The organism is Candidatus Odyssella thessalonicensis L13 (assembly GCF_000190415.1).
Taxonomy (GTDB): domain Bacteria; phylum Pseudomonadota; class Alphaproteobacteria; order Paracaedibacterales; family Paracaedibacteraceae; genus Paracaedibacter; species Paracaedibacter thessalonicensis.
This window is the reverse complement of record NZ_AEWF01000014.1, coordinates 1-17,427: the sequence shown is the minus strand read 5'-3', so window position 1 is coordinate 17,427 and position 17,427 is coordinate 1. Positions and strand designations below refer to the sequence as shown.

13 protein-coding genes and 2 pseudogenes are annotated in these 17,427 nt (G+C 38.1%); 14 read left to right on the top strand and 1 reads right to left on the bottom strand.

Annotation, left to right across the window (positions count from 1 at the left end):
* Positions 1–115 precede the first annotated feature (115 nt).
* The gene (locus HMO_RS0113065; RefSeq protein ID WP_010304370.1) at positions 116–700 is read right to left on the bottom strand and encodes a recombinase family protein; all 585 of its coding nucleotides are present in this window, start codon (positions 698–700) and stop codon (positions 116–118) included.
* A gap of 252 nt (positions 701–952) precedes the next feature.
* Here HMO_RS0113065 and HMO_RS0113060 point away from each other — a divergent pair.
* The 14 genes and pseudogenes from HMO_RS0113060 to HMO_RS17450 form a co-directional block, all read left to right on the top strand.
* Positions 953–2,017: pseudogene (locus HMO_RS0113060) on the top strand (Mu transposase C-terminal domain-containing protein); the annotation flags it as partial.
* Positions 2,018–2,115: 98 nt separating this feature from the next.
* Positions 2,116–2,695: pseudogene (locus HMO_RS16325) on the top strand (TniB family NTP-binding protein).
* Positions 2,696–3,847: a TniQ family protein gene (locus HMO_RS15305; protein ID WP_010304365.1), complete on the top strand. Its 1,152-nt coding sequence runs from the start codon at positions 2,696–2,698 to the stop codon at positions 3,845–3,847. It begins immediately after the preceding pseudogene.
* 264 nt (positions 3,848–4,111) lie between these two features.
* Entirely contained in the window at positions 4,112–4,327 is a 216-nt protein-coding gene (locus tag HMO_RS15115) for a hypothetical protein (protein WP_010304362.1), read from the top strand.
* A 45-nt stretch (positions 4,328–4,372) separates the two neighbouring features.
* Positions 4,373–4,993 carry a recombinase family protein gene (locus HMO_RS0113040; RefSeq protein ID WP_010304359.1) on the top strand — a complete coding sequence of 207 codons (621 nt, stop codon included), beginning with the start codon at positions 4,373–4,375 and terminating at the stop codon, positions 4,991–4,993.
* 731 nt (positions 4,994–5,724) lie between these two features.
* Positions 5,725–8,325: a PEP/pyruvate-binding domain-containing protein gene (locus HMO_RS0113030; protein WP_010304353.1), complete on the top strand. Its 2,601-nt coding sequence runs from the start codon at positions 5,725–5,727 to the stop codon at positions 8,323–8,325.
* Positions 8,326–9,239: 914 nt separating this feature from the next.
* Positions 9,240–10,838: a B12-binding domain-containing radical SAM protein gene (locus HMO_RS15965; protein ID WP_010304350.1), complete on the top strand. Its 1,599-nt coding sequence runs from the start codon at positions 9,240–9,242 to the stop codon at positions 10,836–10,838.
* 369 nt (positions 10,839–11,207) lie between these two features.
* Positions 11,208–12,071 carry a DUF2608 domain-containing protein gene (locus tag HMO_RS0113015; RefSeq protein ID WP_010304347.1) on the top strand — a complete coding sequence of 288 codons (864 nt, stop codon included), beginning with the start codon at positions 11,208–11,210 and terminating at the stop codon, positions 12,069–12,071.
* 253 nt (positions 12,072–12,324) lie between these two features.
* Complete coding sequence (aepX, locus tag HMO_RS0113010) at positions 12,325–13,236, top strand: phosphoenolpyruvate mutase (RefSeq protein WP_010304344.1); 912 nt, start codon at positions 12,325–12,327, stop codon at positions 13,234–13,236.
* A 2-nt stretch (positions 13,237–13,238) separates the two neighbouring features.
* Positions 13,239–13,700, top strand: a complete 462-nt coding sequence (locus tag HMO_RS0113005; protein WP_010304341.1) for an HIT family protein — start codon at positions 13,239–13,241, stop codon at positions 13,698–13,700.
* A complete protein-coding gene (locus HMO_RS0113000) occupies positions 13,685–14,362 on the top strand; it encodes a nucleoside monophosphate kinase (protein ID WP_010304338.1) in 678 nt (225 codons plus the stop codon). The genes HMO_RS0113005 and HMO_RS0113000 overlap by 16 nt, the downstream gene beginning before the upstream one ends.
* Positions 14,363–14,497: 135 nt before the next feature.
* On the top strand, positions 14,498–15,157 hold the full coding sequence (locus HMO_RS0112995) for an SAM-dependent chlorinase/fluorinase (protein WP_139016904.1): 660 nt from the start codon (positions 14,498–14,500) through the stop codon (positions 15,155–15,157).
* On the top strand, positions 15,142–16,164 hold the full coding sequence (locus HMO_RS15100; RefSeq protein WP_010304332.1) for an Ldh family oxidoreductase: 1,023 nt from the start codon (positions 15,142–15,144) through the stop codon (positions 16,162–16,164). Before HMO_RS0112995 ends, HMO_RS15100 begins: the two co-directional genes overlap by 16 nt.
* Positions 16,165–16,182: 18 nt before the next feature.
* Positions 16,183–17,349 carry an NUDIX hydrolase gene (locus HMO_RS17450; RefSeq protein ID WP_010304329.1) on the top strand — a complete coding sequence of 389 codons (1,167 nt, stop codon included), beginning with the start codon at positions 16,183–16,185 and terminating at the stop codon, positions 17,347–17,349.
* Positions 17,350–17,427: the final 78 nt, after the last annotated feature.

Sequence of the window (17,427 nt, the reverse complement as noted above, 5' to 3'; positions counted from 1 at the left end):
TCTTAATGAAATGGTGTAGCTGGACGTCAGTTAGTACCATTAATAAAGAAGAGAGCTAAGTAAGTTATCTGTTCCCTTATAATAGCTCTCTATAAAGCTAAAAACGCGTAGATTTTCATTTTTCTTTTAAAAATCTGTAAAAACTAGCTCTAGAAACTTTTAGGGTGCTGCAGATCTCGTTGATGCTTAGCGTTTTATCTTGATGTAATTTCTTAGCACTAATAATACGTGGGTCATTTGGATTTAAAGGGGGACGGTCCCCTTTCCTCACCCTTGCACGAGCCGCATTAAGACCGGCGCGGGTTCGTTCTTGAATAAGACGGCGCTCAAACTGAGCCATGGCCGAGAAAATATTGAATATTAGTTCACCTGAAGCCGTCGTTGTATCAATAGCTCCATCACATAAAGATCGGAATCCAATCTTACGTTCAAATAAAGATTGGACTAAATTGACGAGATGCGACATGGACCGGCCCAACCGATCGAGAGGCCAAACCAGCAACGTATCACCCGGCTCCAATATTGTTAAGCATTTCTCCAAACCTGGCCGGTCAGTTTTGGTGCCCGGCGCTTTATCCATAAAAATGAGCTCCTTTTTACAGCCAGCCTTTTTAAGAGCGTCTAATTGCAAACTTAAATCTTGCTCGGTGATGCTGACACGAGCATACCTAATTAATCGTCCTAATGTTTCCTTTTTCATAAATTCTTATAAATATAGTGTTTTTATGAATTTAAGGTACTATGATAACTAAGATAAGTAAGTGTCAAATTCACAAGAGGACTTCACAGATTTCAAAAGAAGAGTTCACATGCAAATCTTCAGGTATATACAGGCTTCTTTTATCACTGCATTAAATTTCCAATGCTTTAATTATAAGAGATAATTCTCTTAGACAAGTTCACAATTTGACTCTACTTCTAAATTATTATCTGATACGGCCGTAGGGCGTGAATGGAGAAGGCATTGCCAATAAAAGAAAGAGGAGCCTTAACCCTTTCTACAGAGGCATGGGAGCAAGCCAACTTACGCCACCAAATAATAACTCCTCTTTCAAAACAACTTGTTATTGGTAAACTTGCTGCAGAGGAAGCTGCTCAGAAACTGGGTTTGTCGAGGAGGCAGATTTATAAGCTCATTCAGCGTCGTCGCCAAGGTGAAGGGCTAGTCACTGACATGGCCGTTAGACCTCCTACTGGAGGAAAGGGTAAAAAACGTCTCTCTGAGGCCACTGAAAAAGTTATTCAAGATATTCTGCGTAAAACCTATCTTAGTCGACAGAAAATCTCTAAAGTTTCTATTTGGAGAGAGATTGGATCCTGTTGTCGGGAGCTAGGATTAAAAGAGCCTTCTCTTAACGCAATTTGTTCACGAATAAGTCGGATTGATCCGCTTATGGTAGCGCGTAAGCGTGAAGGCCTGAGCGCCGAAAGGAAATTGCAGCCGGTAGGAGGAAAATCTCCCAAGGTTAATGCTCCTCTTGACCAAGTCCAAATTGACCATACAGTGGTTGATCTCGTTATAGTGGATGAGGTTAACCGTCAGCCTATTGGACGCCCTTACTTAACAATAGCGATTGATGTTTATAGTCGCTGTATAGTTGGTATGGTTATAACACTCGAAGCACCCTCAGCGACCTCTGTTGGATTATGTCTATCCCATATTGTTTGTGATAAACACCCTTGGTTGGAGCGAATGGGCCTTGATTTTTCTTGGCCGATGAGTGGGAAGCCAAAATCCTTGTATATGGACAATGCTTCTGAATTCAAAAGTGAAGCATTGCAACGAGGATGTGCACAACATGGCATTCATCTCCATTATCGCCCTCCAGGTCAGCCCCATTATGGGGGGATTGTCGAGCGAGTTATCGGGACTGCTATGCACCGCATCCACGAGCTTCCTGGAACGACATTTTCTAATCCTCATCAGAAAGGGGGTTATAACTCAGAACAGCACGCTGCTTTAACTTTATTAACCCGTAAGGCTAGAAGAGAATCTCAACGTCTTGCTCATCTAGCAAATAAAAGGTTAAGCCCTCTTTCTTGTCCTCTATTAGAAGATTCCTCTGTTGAGAATCAGTCGGCTCTGCCCTTTGAGCAGATTGAGGAGTGGTAACTATGGATGAAGAATTTCCTCTTTTGGATTTGTCCCATTTAACGCCGTCAGCTCAAAAGATTGCCTATCTACCAAGTAGTGAACGCGTTTTAAGAATTCGTTCAGAACGCTGGATTGGTTATCCTCGAGCCTTAGATGCATTAGATCGCTTAGAAGCTTTGCTTGCTTGGCCAAAGAAGCAACGTATGCCAAATCTGCTCATTGTAGGTCCTACCAATAATGGAAAATCTATTGGGCACCCATAATGCTTATCTGGCCATCAGGTCAGATGATCAATTAGAGAACCGTTTTGAACCAATGGTTCTTCCCCTATGGCAAGTCGGAGAGGATCTTTGTTCTCTTCTTGCAAGTTTCGCAGCCGCTTTCCCTTTACAGCGTCGTTCCCTAATTTCTTCGCCAGATATGGCCCGCTATTTACTTACTCGAAGTGAAGGAACAATTGGCGAATTGGCTAGGCTCCTGACATCGGCAGCAATAGCAGCTGTTGAATCGGGGGAAGAAGAGATTAATGTGAGAACACTCGCAATGGCTGAGTATGAAGGGCCGACTGAAAGAAGGAGGGTTTTTGAAAGAGATTTATGAATGAGACATAAATGTTGGCCTCTTCATCCCCAGCCGATGGAAGGGGAAGCTCTTTCTTCTTGGTTGGAACGAGTTGCTTCTCAATACGATTTGCTCCTTGGGGAACTGATGCAATATGAGTTAGGGTATGAAATATCTGCCTGGGATCTCAATTTTAACCCCCCTATAGCATTGCTGAAGAGTATAGCTCAACGAAGCACTCTAAGCTTTGAGCAAGTTTATAGGATGACTTTTAAAAGTTGGGTTCCTTTTATCGTTGATCACCTATCTCCAGAAAGCAACTTTTTCGAGACTTACGTTTTTCAATATTCTGTATTGTTACCCGTTAAGTTTCGGGGATCATCGCAAGTAATTGATTGGTATCCATGGTTAAGCGGCAAACCAGTTCTAAGGGCATGCTTAGAATGTCTTCGCTCCCATCAAACGCCCTTCATTCGGTTAGCTTGGAAATTACCGTTAATGCTTAGCTGTCCTCTTCATGGATGTCGGTTGCAGGTCTGTACTATTTACCCCAGTTACTATGTCTCGTGGCATGAAGAAAAAGCAATAATAAGTCCTCTGTCAAATACTGCTCTTAATATGGATAAGCTTACTTGGCAAGCTTTGATGATGGGCGAAGTTAATCTGCCAAACCGCGTAGTTCATGCTGGTGTTTGGTTTAGGTTGTTACGTTCTGTATTAAATGAACTCAGCTTACCTCTCTGTGCTTATCCAACCCATTCCTCTACCATTAAAAGCATTTGGGAGAAATGCGGTTACCCAATCCGTGGCGGGCTTCATAGTTGGAGACCTTATGAATATTTATCACTTGATATACAGATAAGATTATTAGAAGGAGTGGCTACAGCTCTTGACATGATGCGGGAAAAGGAAATCCATCCTAGAGCCCAAGATACCAAACTATTTAGTCCAGAGCCCCTATATGAAGGTGATTTACGGTCGAGCCTCACGCCACCAGCCAAATCAAAAGATCAATCGCCTTGGCCCTCTGTTATGGAAGCACTCGAGCTTGCAGTTGCAGATGCTAGAGCCAATAGAGAATCAGCACGGCAGCTATATTTCTTTTGTCTTTTTGGCCGGAAGGATCCAGATTCTATTAGGGAGATTAATTCCCTCTTTTCAGGACTCGGTATACCTTTCACTTTCGAGTAACTTAATTTCATCTATGCCATTTGCAATACATAGATTATATTACTTATTAAGTGACAAAATTTGTTATGCTTAAGAGAGGTTAGTGAGTTGTCACATAATCGTTCGTTTGTGTGACAAGGGTTTTTAACCAAACAAGTGGGAAATCTCATTAAATTATTTATTATCTTTTTGCTCCTTATCTTATCTTAAATAGTTTGCTATATTGCTTAGAAGGGTTTTGTGTTTTATAAGATTATGTAAAGACATAAAGAGAAGGATATAGAGATGGAAGAAATTGTTCTGCGTCCAGATTCAAAAGGGAGAGTAAGCTTAGGAGAACTATCTCAAGGAGTCAGTAGCTACCGTGTAAGAAAAGGAGAAAATGGACAATTGACCTTAACACCTTATACGGAGATCCCTTTTTCTGAGAAGTGGGTTTTTGAGAATAAGGAAATTCTAGAAAAAGTTAAGCAACAGCTTCAGCAAGAAAAGCCAGAATAAGATAGGAATAAATATTTAAAAGCTTATATGGAACAGGTGGGTTTTATGCTGATTGGCTATATGCGGGTTTCTAAAGCAGATGGGTCACAGGTCTTAGACTTGCAAAAAGATGCACTGTTAAATGCTGGAGTGGAAGAAAATTCCCTTTATGAAGATTACGCCAGTGGTAAGCTGGACGAACGGCCCGGCTTAACAGCCTGCCTAAAATCTCTTCGAGAAGGAGATACACTTGTTATTTGGAAATTAGACCGGCTAGGAAGGAATTTGCAACACCTTATTAATATTGTCCATGATCTCCAAACGCGTAATATTGGCCTTAAGGTCTTGACCGGCCAAGGGGCAAATATCGACACCACAACTTCGGCAGGCCGCCTTATCTTTGGTATTTTTGCCGGATTAGCTGAGTATGAGCGCGAACTGATTTCGGAACGAACAAAAGCCGGCTTAACAGCAGCTCGTGCACGGGGCCGCAAGGGAGGCAGGAAACACAAAATGACAGTTGCTAAACTGCGTCTAGCTCAAGCGGCCATGGGCAAGCCTGAAACAAATATAGCTGAACTCTGCGAAGAGCTTGGCATTACCCGCCAAACCCTTTATCGTCACGTAGGTCCTCAAGGAGATCTTCGCCGCGATGCTCAAAAGTTATTAGAGCAAAAAAGAGGATAAACTAAGATCTTAGTAAATTATTTCTATCGAGTCTACAGTATTGCTTTTGCAGCAAGCCTCTCATTTCTTAAAATAAACTTCTCCATTCATTATTTTTTTACTAAGACTCAGTTTGAACGATGTCTAATTCAAGAACGAATCCGAGCTGGACTCAATGCTGCACGAGCAAGGGGGCGGAAAGTGGGGCGTCCACCTTTAAACCCTAATGACCCTCGCATTATTAGCGCTAAGAAGTTACATCAAGATAAAACGCTAAGTATTGCTGAGAACTGTACAACTTTAAAAGTTTCTAGAACCAGTTTTTACAGATTCTTGAAAGAAGGATGAACAACTAAGTGTTTCTCATCTCTATATAGAGATATTATAAGCGCAAGTATTTTATCTTAGCCATCTTATCTTATAATGGTGCCGCCTGCTGCCTATGTGCACCAAATTATTGCGGCTCCGTTAGCTGATGTCGCTCTTACTATCTTACGCAGCTAAGAATGATATGCCCTTAATTGTGCTGCTGCATAAAGTCTGTCATCTGTTATTCCCCCTCCTTTAGAGGAAATAGATAGCTAGCTAATTTTTATAATAGGACTCACAATACTGATTACCTTTAAAACACTTCTTAAAGCTGTTTTAGCATTTAAAAAAACTGACAGGTTTACTATTCTCTAATTTTCTCGTCGATGCCATATGTTAGCAATTGATATGTGTGAAATGGATAATACAGGAGAGGAAATTGTATGCTAAAAAAATATGCTTTTTTTAAATCAGTCTTACTGCTTTGTGCGATCAGTGCTCTTGAAAAGCCTAGGGCTGCCGAAACTATTATCTATGACACTAGAACAGAGTCATTTATTCAAGGAATTAGTGTAGAAAATCTAGGAGGAAAGGCAGAGAATCTAAGATTCTTGAGCAGTGTAAAAGATATCACTGTTCCACATTGGTGCTACCTTCCCACTAATCTTTTTCAAGAAGTATTAAAAAATGAACAACTCGATGTTAAAAATGTAATTTTAGAATACATAGAGCTTTTTAGAAAAGGATCAGGTAAAATAGAAGAGGGCGAAAAGGCTAAGATATTAATAGAATTGTACAGTAAGGCAAGCATTATTAGGAACAACATACTAAATATGTCCCTACCGCCGAGCTTTGAAGGTGCCCTTTTAGCAGTATATAATAAAATATCTCATAATGGCAAAAACGCTGTTGTTGTTAGAAGTTCAGCTACAACTGAAGATTTACCTAATGGATCTTTTGCAGGGTTATATGATTCCTTTCTTAACCAGCAGAACTACGACGATGTACTTGTATCGATAAAGCAATGCTGGGCTTCGGTTTTTAATGAGCGAGCTATTCAGTACTATTTTTATAAAAATATTAACTTTGATGAGGTGGCTATGGGTGTAATTATCCAAGAAATGGTACCTGCATCGATTTCAGGTACAGCTTTCAGCGTCGACATTACTACAGGGTATCCTGGTATCCATATTATGCTTCAACATGGATTAGAGGGGATTGTTGGTGGGGATATTTCTGGGGATTCCTTTCTAATTGATGCCTCAACATTAGCAATATTGAAGAAAGTGAAAGGCAAGAAAGGCTTTGCCTATAAGCCCAGAAGGGATAGTAGTGGCTTAGAATTAACTGAGGTCCTGAATACGGGGTATTGTGTTAATGATCAAATCGTAAAAAGGATTGCTCAACAATTGTTACTTGTAAAAGAGGCATATAACTCTATTACAACACAGCCTATTGATACGGAGATTGCAATCGATGATGAAGGCAACATTAAGTTTCTCCAGGTACGGCCTGTTACCAGTTTAATGCAGAATAAAGTTCTCGACATTAATCCTGTGAAACCCTTGCAACCATTAGCTTACGGGAAGCATGCAGTAAGAGGAGCAATACAGGGTAATATAAAAATTATTGAAGACTTTAAAGATCTAGAGACAGGAAAGATAAAAATTGAGAAAGAAGATATAGTTGTTTCTTTTAAAACAGAGAATCAATGGACACAGTACCTCACACAATTTAGTGGCATTATTACTGAAGAAGGAAATCCCACGGCCCATCCAATGCTTATCTGTCGAGAGCACTCATTACCTTGTTTAGTAGGCGTTCCTAATGTAGTAGAGATTTTAAAGCCTTACGATGGAAGAAGCGTAACTCTTGATGGTTTTCGTAAAACTGTATATCTAGGGAGAATTCCTCTAAAAGAAGTTTCTCTCCGAGAGATAGAAGAACAATTTAATAGCGTTAAGCCCGAAATAACGAGAACTGACACTGAGATTATTCCAGAATTAGAAAGAAGGAAATTACTTATACGTTCTGAGGGTGATCAGCGGCTTTATGTGCTAAATCCAGGTACAGAGCTTTCTGGTGCTTTACTTGACCTCACTTTAAAAGCGTACACTCTAAGAAATAAGGTTCTCAATGATACAGGTGTTGAGCCTACCATATCTTTAAATACTAAACAGAAAGTAATGGGTGATCATAAAAAGGGACAGATTTATGATGAATGGTGGAGCGACCAAAGAAGCCAATTTAATCTTTGTAAGGATATGACGCTTGGTCAGGCAGAGGCATTTTATGAGAATCAAGAGCATATGCTCAGGAGCTATATGGAAGTATGTCAAAATTTTCAATTAACTACTAGTTGTTGGCAAAGTTTCCAAGAAGTATTTACTGAATTGTTTGCCTATAAATTATTAGGAATTCTATGGCCTGCACATGTGCAAATCTCTACTTATAGTATGGCCAGCAACCTTAAAACCCCTCAGATATTCTTTGATGAGTATGCAACTCACATTCAGCATCAGATGCAACAGGAAGATAATCTCTTAATAGAGGAGGCAAAGAGGTTAAGGTTAAAAATTGATACTATTTTGGGAATGTATACAGAAATATCTCTTAAGATAATAAGGGAGCAGCATCCCTATCTCTATGACGGAATAGAGAAATTTTCGCGCAACTATAAAATTACTAAGTCAGAGAATTGGGTTGAAGAACCTCCTATAGAATTAGCATTTAAACGCATTATCTCCCAATCTATAGAGCAGGAAACTTCTAATCTATTAATCCTAAAGAATATTAATGATACTGAATTTTTTACAGATTATCCAGAATTACAGCGTTGGATAAGGCTAAGCGTTATACAAAAAATTCAGAGGAATAACTTTCATCATATACGATTGCGCGGACAATGGCATGTCCGTGATAAGCTTATGGAACTGGGTAAATGGTTATTTTCCAGAGGATATATTACCTCCGATAAAGAAGTCCTTACTATTCCTTGTAGTGAGATATGTTCTTATATCCAAATTTATGAAAGATCTCAGTAAGATAACTTAAATTTTGAATATTTTTTATAGGGGGGGTAACTCTCCCTTTTCTAGGTGTTAATTAGATTTTAATGTGGAAATATGATAACTCTTTATGGATGCTTCTATATGTCTCTACGTATAATAGTTAGGCTTTGATATGCTTTACTAAGTTAAGTAGCTTCTTCCTAATCTCTAATGGAGATAAGGCCTATCCCTCTCAAGAAAACAAAGGCTTATTAAAAGCCAAGAGAATTAATAATTGCATCCTGGAAAAGGACAATAAGAATGATCTCTTGACGCATTGATAAAAGTTATTTATTCGCCTCATTTGTAAGATAAGGTATCGCGCCGAGTAGGGTTTTGGCACTTTGAAAAGGAAAATCAATCTAGGACGGTCCTCCCATATACCTAACGATAAATCTATGCTCAAAAGGCAGCCAAAGTAATTGCCTATAATCTTCTAAAGACCTTAAACGAGGCAGAATTTATGATTCCTATACTTATTTCCACCTTTTTTCAGCAAGTTAGAGCAAAAATGGCTTTATAGAAATCTCCCATTCCTTTAAATCCCATATCAAATCTCTTTTGATTTAAAAAAAGCCTCATAATCTATTATATTTCTTTATCCTGACTCTTTTATGCAGTGGTCTTTAAATGCACAAAATTCCCATATAAGCAACTTATAATATTTATATTTTTAAAATATTAGGCATACGTAAAAAACGGTTTAGTTATTACGATCCACTTGTTTGGTCTTGCTGCTACCATTAGTCCTTGAAAAGAAAAATAGAGATCGATAAACAGCAGGAGAAAATCTAGGCGGCATAGATTTTTATTGAAGTCAATTGATAATAATTTCTTTTTAGAGGCCCACAGAAAAGAAGTATTTATCACAAACTGAGTGTGCATAAGCAATTTAAGGGAGCTCAGAGATGCAAAAACACAAAACAAGAATTGCTCTTATAAGTCCTAATGATAGAGGATCTTACAGATCATCAAAATTTGTTACAGAAAATTTAGGTTTATGCTACCTGTGGTCTTATTTAGAAAAGCATGATTATACTGAGATATATGTTTGTGATGCCAGATTGAAGTATCTTACGCCCGCAGACGCTGTTAAGCTTCTCTTAGAAGATAAATTTGATATAATAGGTTTCTCTATTTGGACGCGTGAAGGTGCAGAGTGGTGCAGCCAATTTCTAGACATCTACTTATCTTACAGACAAGGCACAAAGATTGTTTTAGGAGGATACTTTCCTACATTGCAGCCCGAGAAGAGCTATGAAATTATTCCCCAAGCTGATGCGCTTGTCATGGGTGAGGGAGAAGAAATCTTCTATCAACTTATTAAGGCTTTTGAAAATAATGCACCCAAGCAAGAGGTTCAGGGGATCGCATACTGGGACTCAGAGTCACAAACATTAATAAAAACACCCCGACCCCCTTTGGAAGAAAATTTAGATAGAATCCCTTGGCCTAGAAGATACTTGGCCATAAAGATGAGCTCAGAAGACGAAGTATTTTTAGAAGGAAGTCGGGGCTGTTATTCATTCTGCACATTTTGTGCAATAAGACCTTTTGCAGGATTCACAGGTTCTGCTTGGCGCCCTCGCTCTGCTAGAAGTATTGTAGATGAGATTCATTCTCTAAGGAAGCAGAACCCAGATCTGAAGACGTTTAGATTTATAGATTCTGATTTTATAGGTCCTGTAAACCATGAGAGAACAATTGAATTTGCTAATCTAGCCAAACAGGAGTTATCCGGGATAAGATTTCACCTTGAAGGGCGTGCTGTTGCTGTTTGTAAAAGTTATGACGTTCTCAAACAGCTTAAGGAAGCAGGAGTTTACCGCATTTATATCGGTATAGAATCGGGTAGCCAAAAAATATTAGATAAAATGAATAAGCGTACGACTGTACAAGAAAATATTGACTCCTTAAGGATTCTTAATGAGCTGGGTATTGATGGAACTTATGGTTTTATTATGTTTACACCATGGACTGATATAGAGGACATTGATGCAAATGTGGCCTTTCTTAAAACCGTGGGTAATATTCAGATGAATAAATTTTTTACAGAACTTCTTTTAATTCCTAATACACCAGCTTATAAATCAGCTAAAAAGGATTTCCCAATCTCTTTAAAGGAGAATGATCGAACTTATTATACTTATCCAAGTCTCAATATATATATTGATCGCATACGTAAAATAGGATCTATACTTGAGAAAACACGTGCTGATTTTATGGAGAAAGTTTGGTTCTCGTATAGAGGGATACGTAATGCAGTCAAGCAAGGTCTTCCCTTTTCAGAGGATTATGGGAAACTTTCTGATGCTATGTGCTTAGATATTTTTAACTTTTGTTGGCAAAGAGCGCAGCAGCGACTAGATTTATCTGAAGAAGAAATTGTTCAGGAATGTATTGAGGCCTTTTCGCCTCAAGTGCTAAATTTATTCCGAGACCTTTCTAATCGCGGTCTTATTAAAATAAGCTCCTTTTCTGCTGATGCTCATCTATTACAAGGATAGATTACAGGGGTAGTTATAATTTTTTTACAATTAATTACAATTAAAAAGTACAACTACTGTTCTCTTTATTTATCCAAAATATTACTGCTCTTTAGATAAGGTCTCTCTCATTGGTCATAACTTTCAATACCTTAAATTTATTGGTATCCTTAAAGGAGCCAAGCTGCATTAGGAACAATATTCTTTGCCAATTACTCAAGCGGGCCTCATAATGATATTTTTTAATGAGTTCAGATTACTTTAGTAACATTTAAGGTAGTTATTAGTAGCAATTTACATAAGAAGTGGTGCTAGGATTATCTGAAGGCTTTAGATTGTTAACTCACTCTACAAGCAATTAAGAATACATATAAAAAATGGGGGTCAATTATGTATAAGACTGGGTTAATTATTGTCCTTTTAATTTTCTCAATTAGCCAACATCTGTCTTATGCGGGAATAAGACAAGCAAAAAACTTTAAAGAAATAAAAAGTATTCTAAACTATGCGGGCCAAGATACATTGGTTATCTTTGACGTTGATGACGTTTTGTTAATGCCTTCCGATCAGATACTGCAAAGGCCTTTCAAGAAACAGTTAGAAGAAATAGAAGCATCAATGGAGGCTCGTGTGGGTAAAACAGAAGCGAGAAAGTTGTATAGCATTATTCTAAGCCAGCGACAGGTGCAACCTGTGGACTTACAAATCGTTGTCACAATTAAAAACTTACAGCAGAAAGGAATCAAGGTACTCGCGTTAACAAATGCTCCGGTGGGATCTTTTGGTCATATTAGATCCATGGAAAACTGGCGTCAAGAGGAACTGAGATCAATAGGTTATGATTTTGAAGCTTCCTGGCCAAATCTTTCCTTTAAAGCTTTTTCCTCTGCTGATCTCCGAGGGGGATTAAAAGAGAAACATATAAAATCTCGCTTATTTGCTACCGATAATTCACCAACCTTTATTAAAGGAATTCTTTGTACTTGTCATATGTCAAAGAGAGCAGCATTACAAGCTTTTCTGACGTACGCGAAACTTAAGCCTAAAAAGATTATTTATCTTGATGATAAGCTGAAATATATAAAACAGTTACAAGAATTTGCGCTAAAAGAAGGAATCGAGTTTATTGGCATAGAATATACTGCCGCTTATCAAAAGCAGCAAGAATTAAATTACAAGCGTGCAAAGAAGCAGTTTTTAATCTTAGAAAGAGATGGAAGATGGATCAGTGATAAGAATATTGATAAGCCTTAAAGGGATTTATTAACAAAAAACTTACACGACTAGATGCAATTTTCTAATACACTTTCTAATTTCTACGCCTAACTTTCTGCGAGTGCCTGAGCGAGAGTAATTTTAGATCACTATATTCCCATATCTTCAATAGGAGCAAGTTTTTGTGGTCTGTACCAAAGAAAATTGTTAGGTAAAATTAACTTTGACGCCATTCATACAAATTTGCTACCAAACAATTACGTTAATTTAAATTTTTCAATAAAAGACAAATATGCCAAAGTCAAACTCAATTAAAAACATTCTTCAATCTGGCCGATTAGAGTTTTTTCTAGAAGCGCATAATGCTTTAAGTGCCCGCATTGTTGAAGAAGCAGGATTTTCAGGAATTTGGGCAAGTGGGCTTACTAGTTCTGCAAGCTTAGGCCTGAGGGACTGTAATGAAGCAAGTTGGACTCAAACTTTAGATATTCTCGAATTTATGAGCGACCATACATCTATTCCTATCTTGTTTGACGGAGATTCAGGGTTTGGAAATTTTAATAATGTAAGAAGATTAGTAAAAAAGCTGGAGCAACGTCAGATAGCAGGTGTTTGTCTAGAAGATAAAGAATATCCTAAGAAAAATTCTTTTATTGCAAGTGAAGGTCAGGCTCTTATCTCTGCCGGAGAGTTTGCCAGTAAAATAAAAGCTGTTAAAGACACACAAATCGACCCTCATTTTTGTGTTGTGGCCCGTACAGAAGCTTTGATTACTGGTAATGATATAAATGAAGCCCTTGATCGTTGTTACATGTACCACCAAGCAGGGGCGGATGCTGTTCTTATACACTCTAAGAAGAAAACTGCCGACGAAATTATTTCCTTTACAAGGCAGTGGAATAATTTGTGCCCCGTTGTTATCGTTCCCACCACTTATGATAAAACTCCAATATCAGCCTTTGAGGAGGCAAACATAAGCCTAGTGTTATGGGCAAACCATATGTTGAGAGCCAGCATTGAAGGGATGAAGAAAGTGGCAGCCTCTATTTTTGCCCATAAAACTCCGATCGCTGCGGACAATATGATAGCCCCACTAGAAGAAATTTTCAGGCTGCAAAACGTGTCTGAGTTAGAAGAAGCAGAACATATTTATTATTCATATGCTAAAGATATAGACTTTTTAAAAGCACAGAGAGCAGCTTAGTTATGACAGTAGGAATGAATAATGGCTCGTGCTCTCTAACAGAGTCATATGATCATCTGATCATTCACAAATATAATTTTTGGACACTATACTTGCATGAGTCTCAGTATTATTTGGGCCGGGTATATCTGTTAGCAAACAACGCTAAAAGAAGAGATTTCCTCGATATATCTGATGCTGAAGCAGAAGAATTTTTTCATATTTCTCGAGTAGTTAAGTCTTCTTTGAAGCTACTTTTTCAACCCGATAAATTTAATTATGCAGCTTTAAGTAATGTGTTTCCCGACTTGCATATTCATATTATTCCTCGTTATCAAACACCCAGACGTTTTCTAGGGAAAGAATTTATAGATCATAATTGGGGTAAGAACTTTGCCCCATATGATAAAAATTTTATCGTGGAGATAAAACTTAAAAATCACTTAATTGACTGTATTAAAGAAACTTTATGCGTACACTCTTAACTTTCTTCTGGATATTGATCGTAAGCTTTGGAACTACAGCTTATAGTACTGATCATAAGCAGCTGATCGTGCTGATAGGTCCTCCGTGCTCTGGAAAATCAACATTAGCGAATAATTTAAAGCCCTTAGGGTATCACCATATTTATCCTAGTCAGATATTAAGGGAAATGCTTAAAGAAAATCATCCTAAAGCGGTTGAATACGCTCAAAGTATTACTTCAGGTAAGGCGGAGATTCCAACCTCTGTTATCATTGCATTAGTAGAAGAATTAGTAGTTCCCTTATTAAGAAAGGATAACAATTCAAAATTTATCTTTGATGGCTTTCCTAGGGATTTAAAGCAGGTGCAATTTATAGATCACCTCATTAGCATATTCCATTTAGAAAACAATTTAGAAGTCATATTTTTGAATGTAGGCCGTTCTATTCTTATGGAGCGTGCACGAAATCGTATAGAATGTGACACGTGTCACAAATCATTTGATAAGCGTTCTTTTGATACTCTGAACTTGAGATGCCTTGAGTGTGAGGGGGAACTATTGTATAGAGAGATGGATAATGAAGAAACTTTTTCCTTTCGCCTTGATCGTTTTGCTATGTGGTCTGCCCCTATCTTAGCCCTCTATAAAGAAAGAGGGCTTCTTATTGAGAAAAATAATTAAATTTTCAGGGGGGAGCTTATATTGAAAAATATTATTATCTTTACGGATTGCATTGATATTGCTTTCAATGAAATTTATCAGTCTCTTAAATTTTACTTAAAAAAGCTTTCTGTTACAGATTATGAGATTGCTCCCATGGTGGAGGTAAAAAACTTTTCAGTTGTGAATGCTGCCTTCTGTATAAGATTAATGGCGGAATGTGTAGATCACAAAGATGCTCTATTTTTAGTCATCGTGAATGGAGTAAATTTTAATCCAGAAAGGATTTTTGGAAAAACAGCTTCTGGGTTAACATTCGTTGGCAATAACTCCGGCTACTTTAATTGGCTTATAGAAGAGTATGAGGTAAAGGAAATTTACGAGAATCATATCAATCGTGATGTAAATGGCCTTTCCTTTGGTGGAAAATATGTGCAAGTCCCTACTGCAGCGAAAATATTGGCTGGATTTGAGTGGAAGGAGTTAGGATTTTTAAGAGAAGCTTCTTTTCTCAATTCTTCTGTTATTCCCGAGAATACTGCTGTCCATATCGATAACTTTGGGCTCATAAAGATAAAATCCTCTCTTTCTGAGAGTTTGAAATGTGGAGATAAATTAGCCTTCTTTGTGAATGGCGTTCATAAAGTCGATGGTCATTATACAACAAAGATGAAGCAGGAAAAAGATGGTTCATGGGTTCTCTTTAAGGGGAGCTCCCTTTATGGACTTGCTGAGCTTGGGTGTGTGAGAGCCAAAAACTCAGCCTTAATGCTTGGGATAGAGGAGGGAGATATTGTAACTTGGAAAACGTATTAGAAAAGCCTCCCCTAACCACAAGAATACATATTAAGGTTCTTGAAGAATTTCTTATTGATACCCTCCTCTCCTTAGGCTTAAAAGAGGAGACAGCCGCCATTACAGCTGAGGTATTAATTGCTGGAGATAAGAAAGGGTATCATTCTCATGGTGTGGCCCGCATTTTTCAAATTGAGGAAGGTATAAATAATAGTACTATTAATCCAAACGCAAACATTGACATTACTATGGATTGGCCTGCAATTGCTGTCTTTGACGCCAATTATGGCATAGGTCAATGGAGTGGCAAAAAAGCGATGGAATACGCCATCCGTAAGGCTAAACAGCAAGGGGTTGGGGCCGTTGGAGTGATTAATGCTTCCCACTTAGGAATTCTGGGGTATTATAGTGAACTTGCCTCTAAAGAGGGGTGTATTGGAATTGTTATGTCGACATCCTCCCCTGCGGTAGTGATTAAAGGAGGGAAAGTAAAGACTTTCGGTACAAACCCTATTTCCTACTCCATTCCTAATACTGCATTCCCGATAACAGCGGACTTTTCAACTTCCAAGGTTTCAAGGGGGAAAATTTATGAATACCTTCATTCTGCTAAAAAATTGCCTGAGGGCTGGGCTGTTACTCAAGAAGGACTCTTAACGACTTCTCCTGAGGAAGCTCTAAAGGGAGGACTATTAACAATAGATGGAGATATTAAAGGCTGTCTTTTAAGTCTCTTAATTAGCATTTTATGTGGAAGTCTTATTGGAGGGGTAATAAACCCTAAAGTAACAGGAACACGCTATATGAATGAGAAGCCAAATAAAGGGGACTTTTTTATTGTACTTGATGTTAACAAATTCACCAATTATGATTTATTCCTCCATCAAATGATTGAATTAGATAATTTTATTACGGCGCAAAATGTTGATTTTCGTCTCCCCGGTAAAAGATCTTCATTGTACAGCCTAATCCAGGAAGAATATATAAATATCCCTGATAGCGTCTACGAGTTTATAAAGTCTAATTAAGCTAAGGATAATAAAGAAATGAATGAAAAGAGAATGTTTTCTAAGGCTGTAGAAGTTTTTAAGTCAGAAGGGAAATTTATACCAGGAATTGTAGATCTTCTTGTCCGTGGCACAGGAGCAACTGAGGAATCCCAATTTGATCACCTATCTGATTTAGACCTGAGTGTTATTGTTAAAGAAGTATCAGCCAATGTTTTAAAGAAGGTCTCAGGGGTATACAATAAAATAAAGGAGGATTTTCCCTATAAGCTGTCTATTACTGTAGTCAGCCAGAAAGAGTATATATCTAACTATCATCACCACGGCATTAAGCCCCTTACCTACTCTTATTCGCTACCGTCTACATCTAAATCACTTTTAGGGAATCTTATACTTCAAAGGAATGCTCTATCTTCTCATGATTTTAAATTAGATACAGTGGCTAATATGAGCTATCTTATTCATGATTTAAGACAGCGGCGTATTAAGCTTAATCCTAAAGAGCAGGAACACTGCCACGAATTTTTAGCCCATATCACAAAGCGCGCAAAACATTTTATTAGAAATGCTCTCTTTCTTCATACTGGTCAATTAAAAGAAGAAATTGATATTGCTGCTTATAATGAATACTTTAATAATTATGAGCCTTTATTACCAGATTTGATCAGGAGCTGTCGTCAATCTCTGCGGCAAGGAAATGACTTGCTTCCTTTAATGGACCAGCTTATAGATAAACTTGAGAGATTACAAGCTATTGTCCAAGAGCGGCTCTCTTTTCTTTTCTCTGTGCACCCAATTTATATCCCTCTGGTTGAATGTGCCATAGAGAAGGATCAAAAGTTCCTGCTAATTGTTCGGCCGTCCAATTCTTACGCAGGTGGTTTACTCTCTTTTCCGGGCGGTAAAGTAGATTATCTTGATCAGCAGAAGCCTTTTGCAATTCTACAGGCAGCAGTCAGAAGAGAAGTTGAAGAAGAGCTCGGTCTCATTCTCATTGATTCCTTAGAATATGTGACTTCAAGTTATTTCAGTATCTCTGGGCGGCATTATCTAGATACAATCTTTCACTGCGTAATCAACCATACTTCCCTTTCTATTAATCCTAATCCTCAGGAGGTCGAAGATTATATGTGGCTAAGCCGTGATGAAATATTCGACCATAAGCTCAGCCCTCCTTGGCTCAAAGAATACATTAAGTTAATTTAGTAAATCATGCCTCTCAGCTCGAGGATGAGAATAAAAATTAACTTACGCCTTACAGAGAAACAGTTGGGTGCTTTCCTA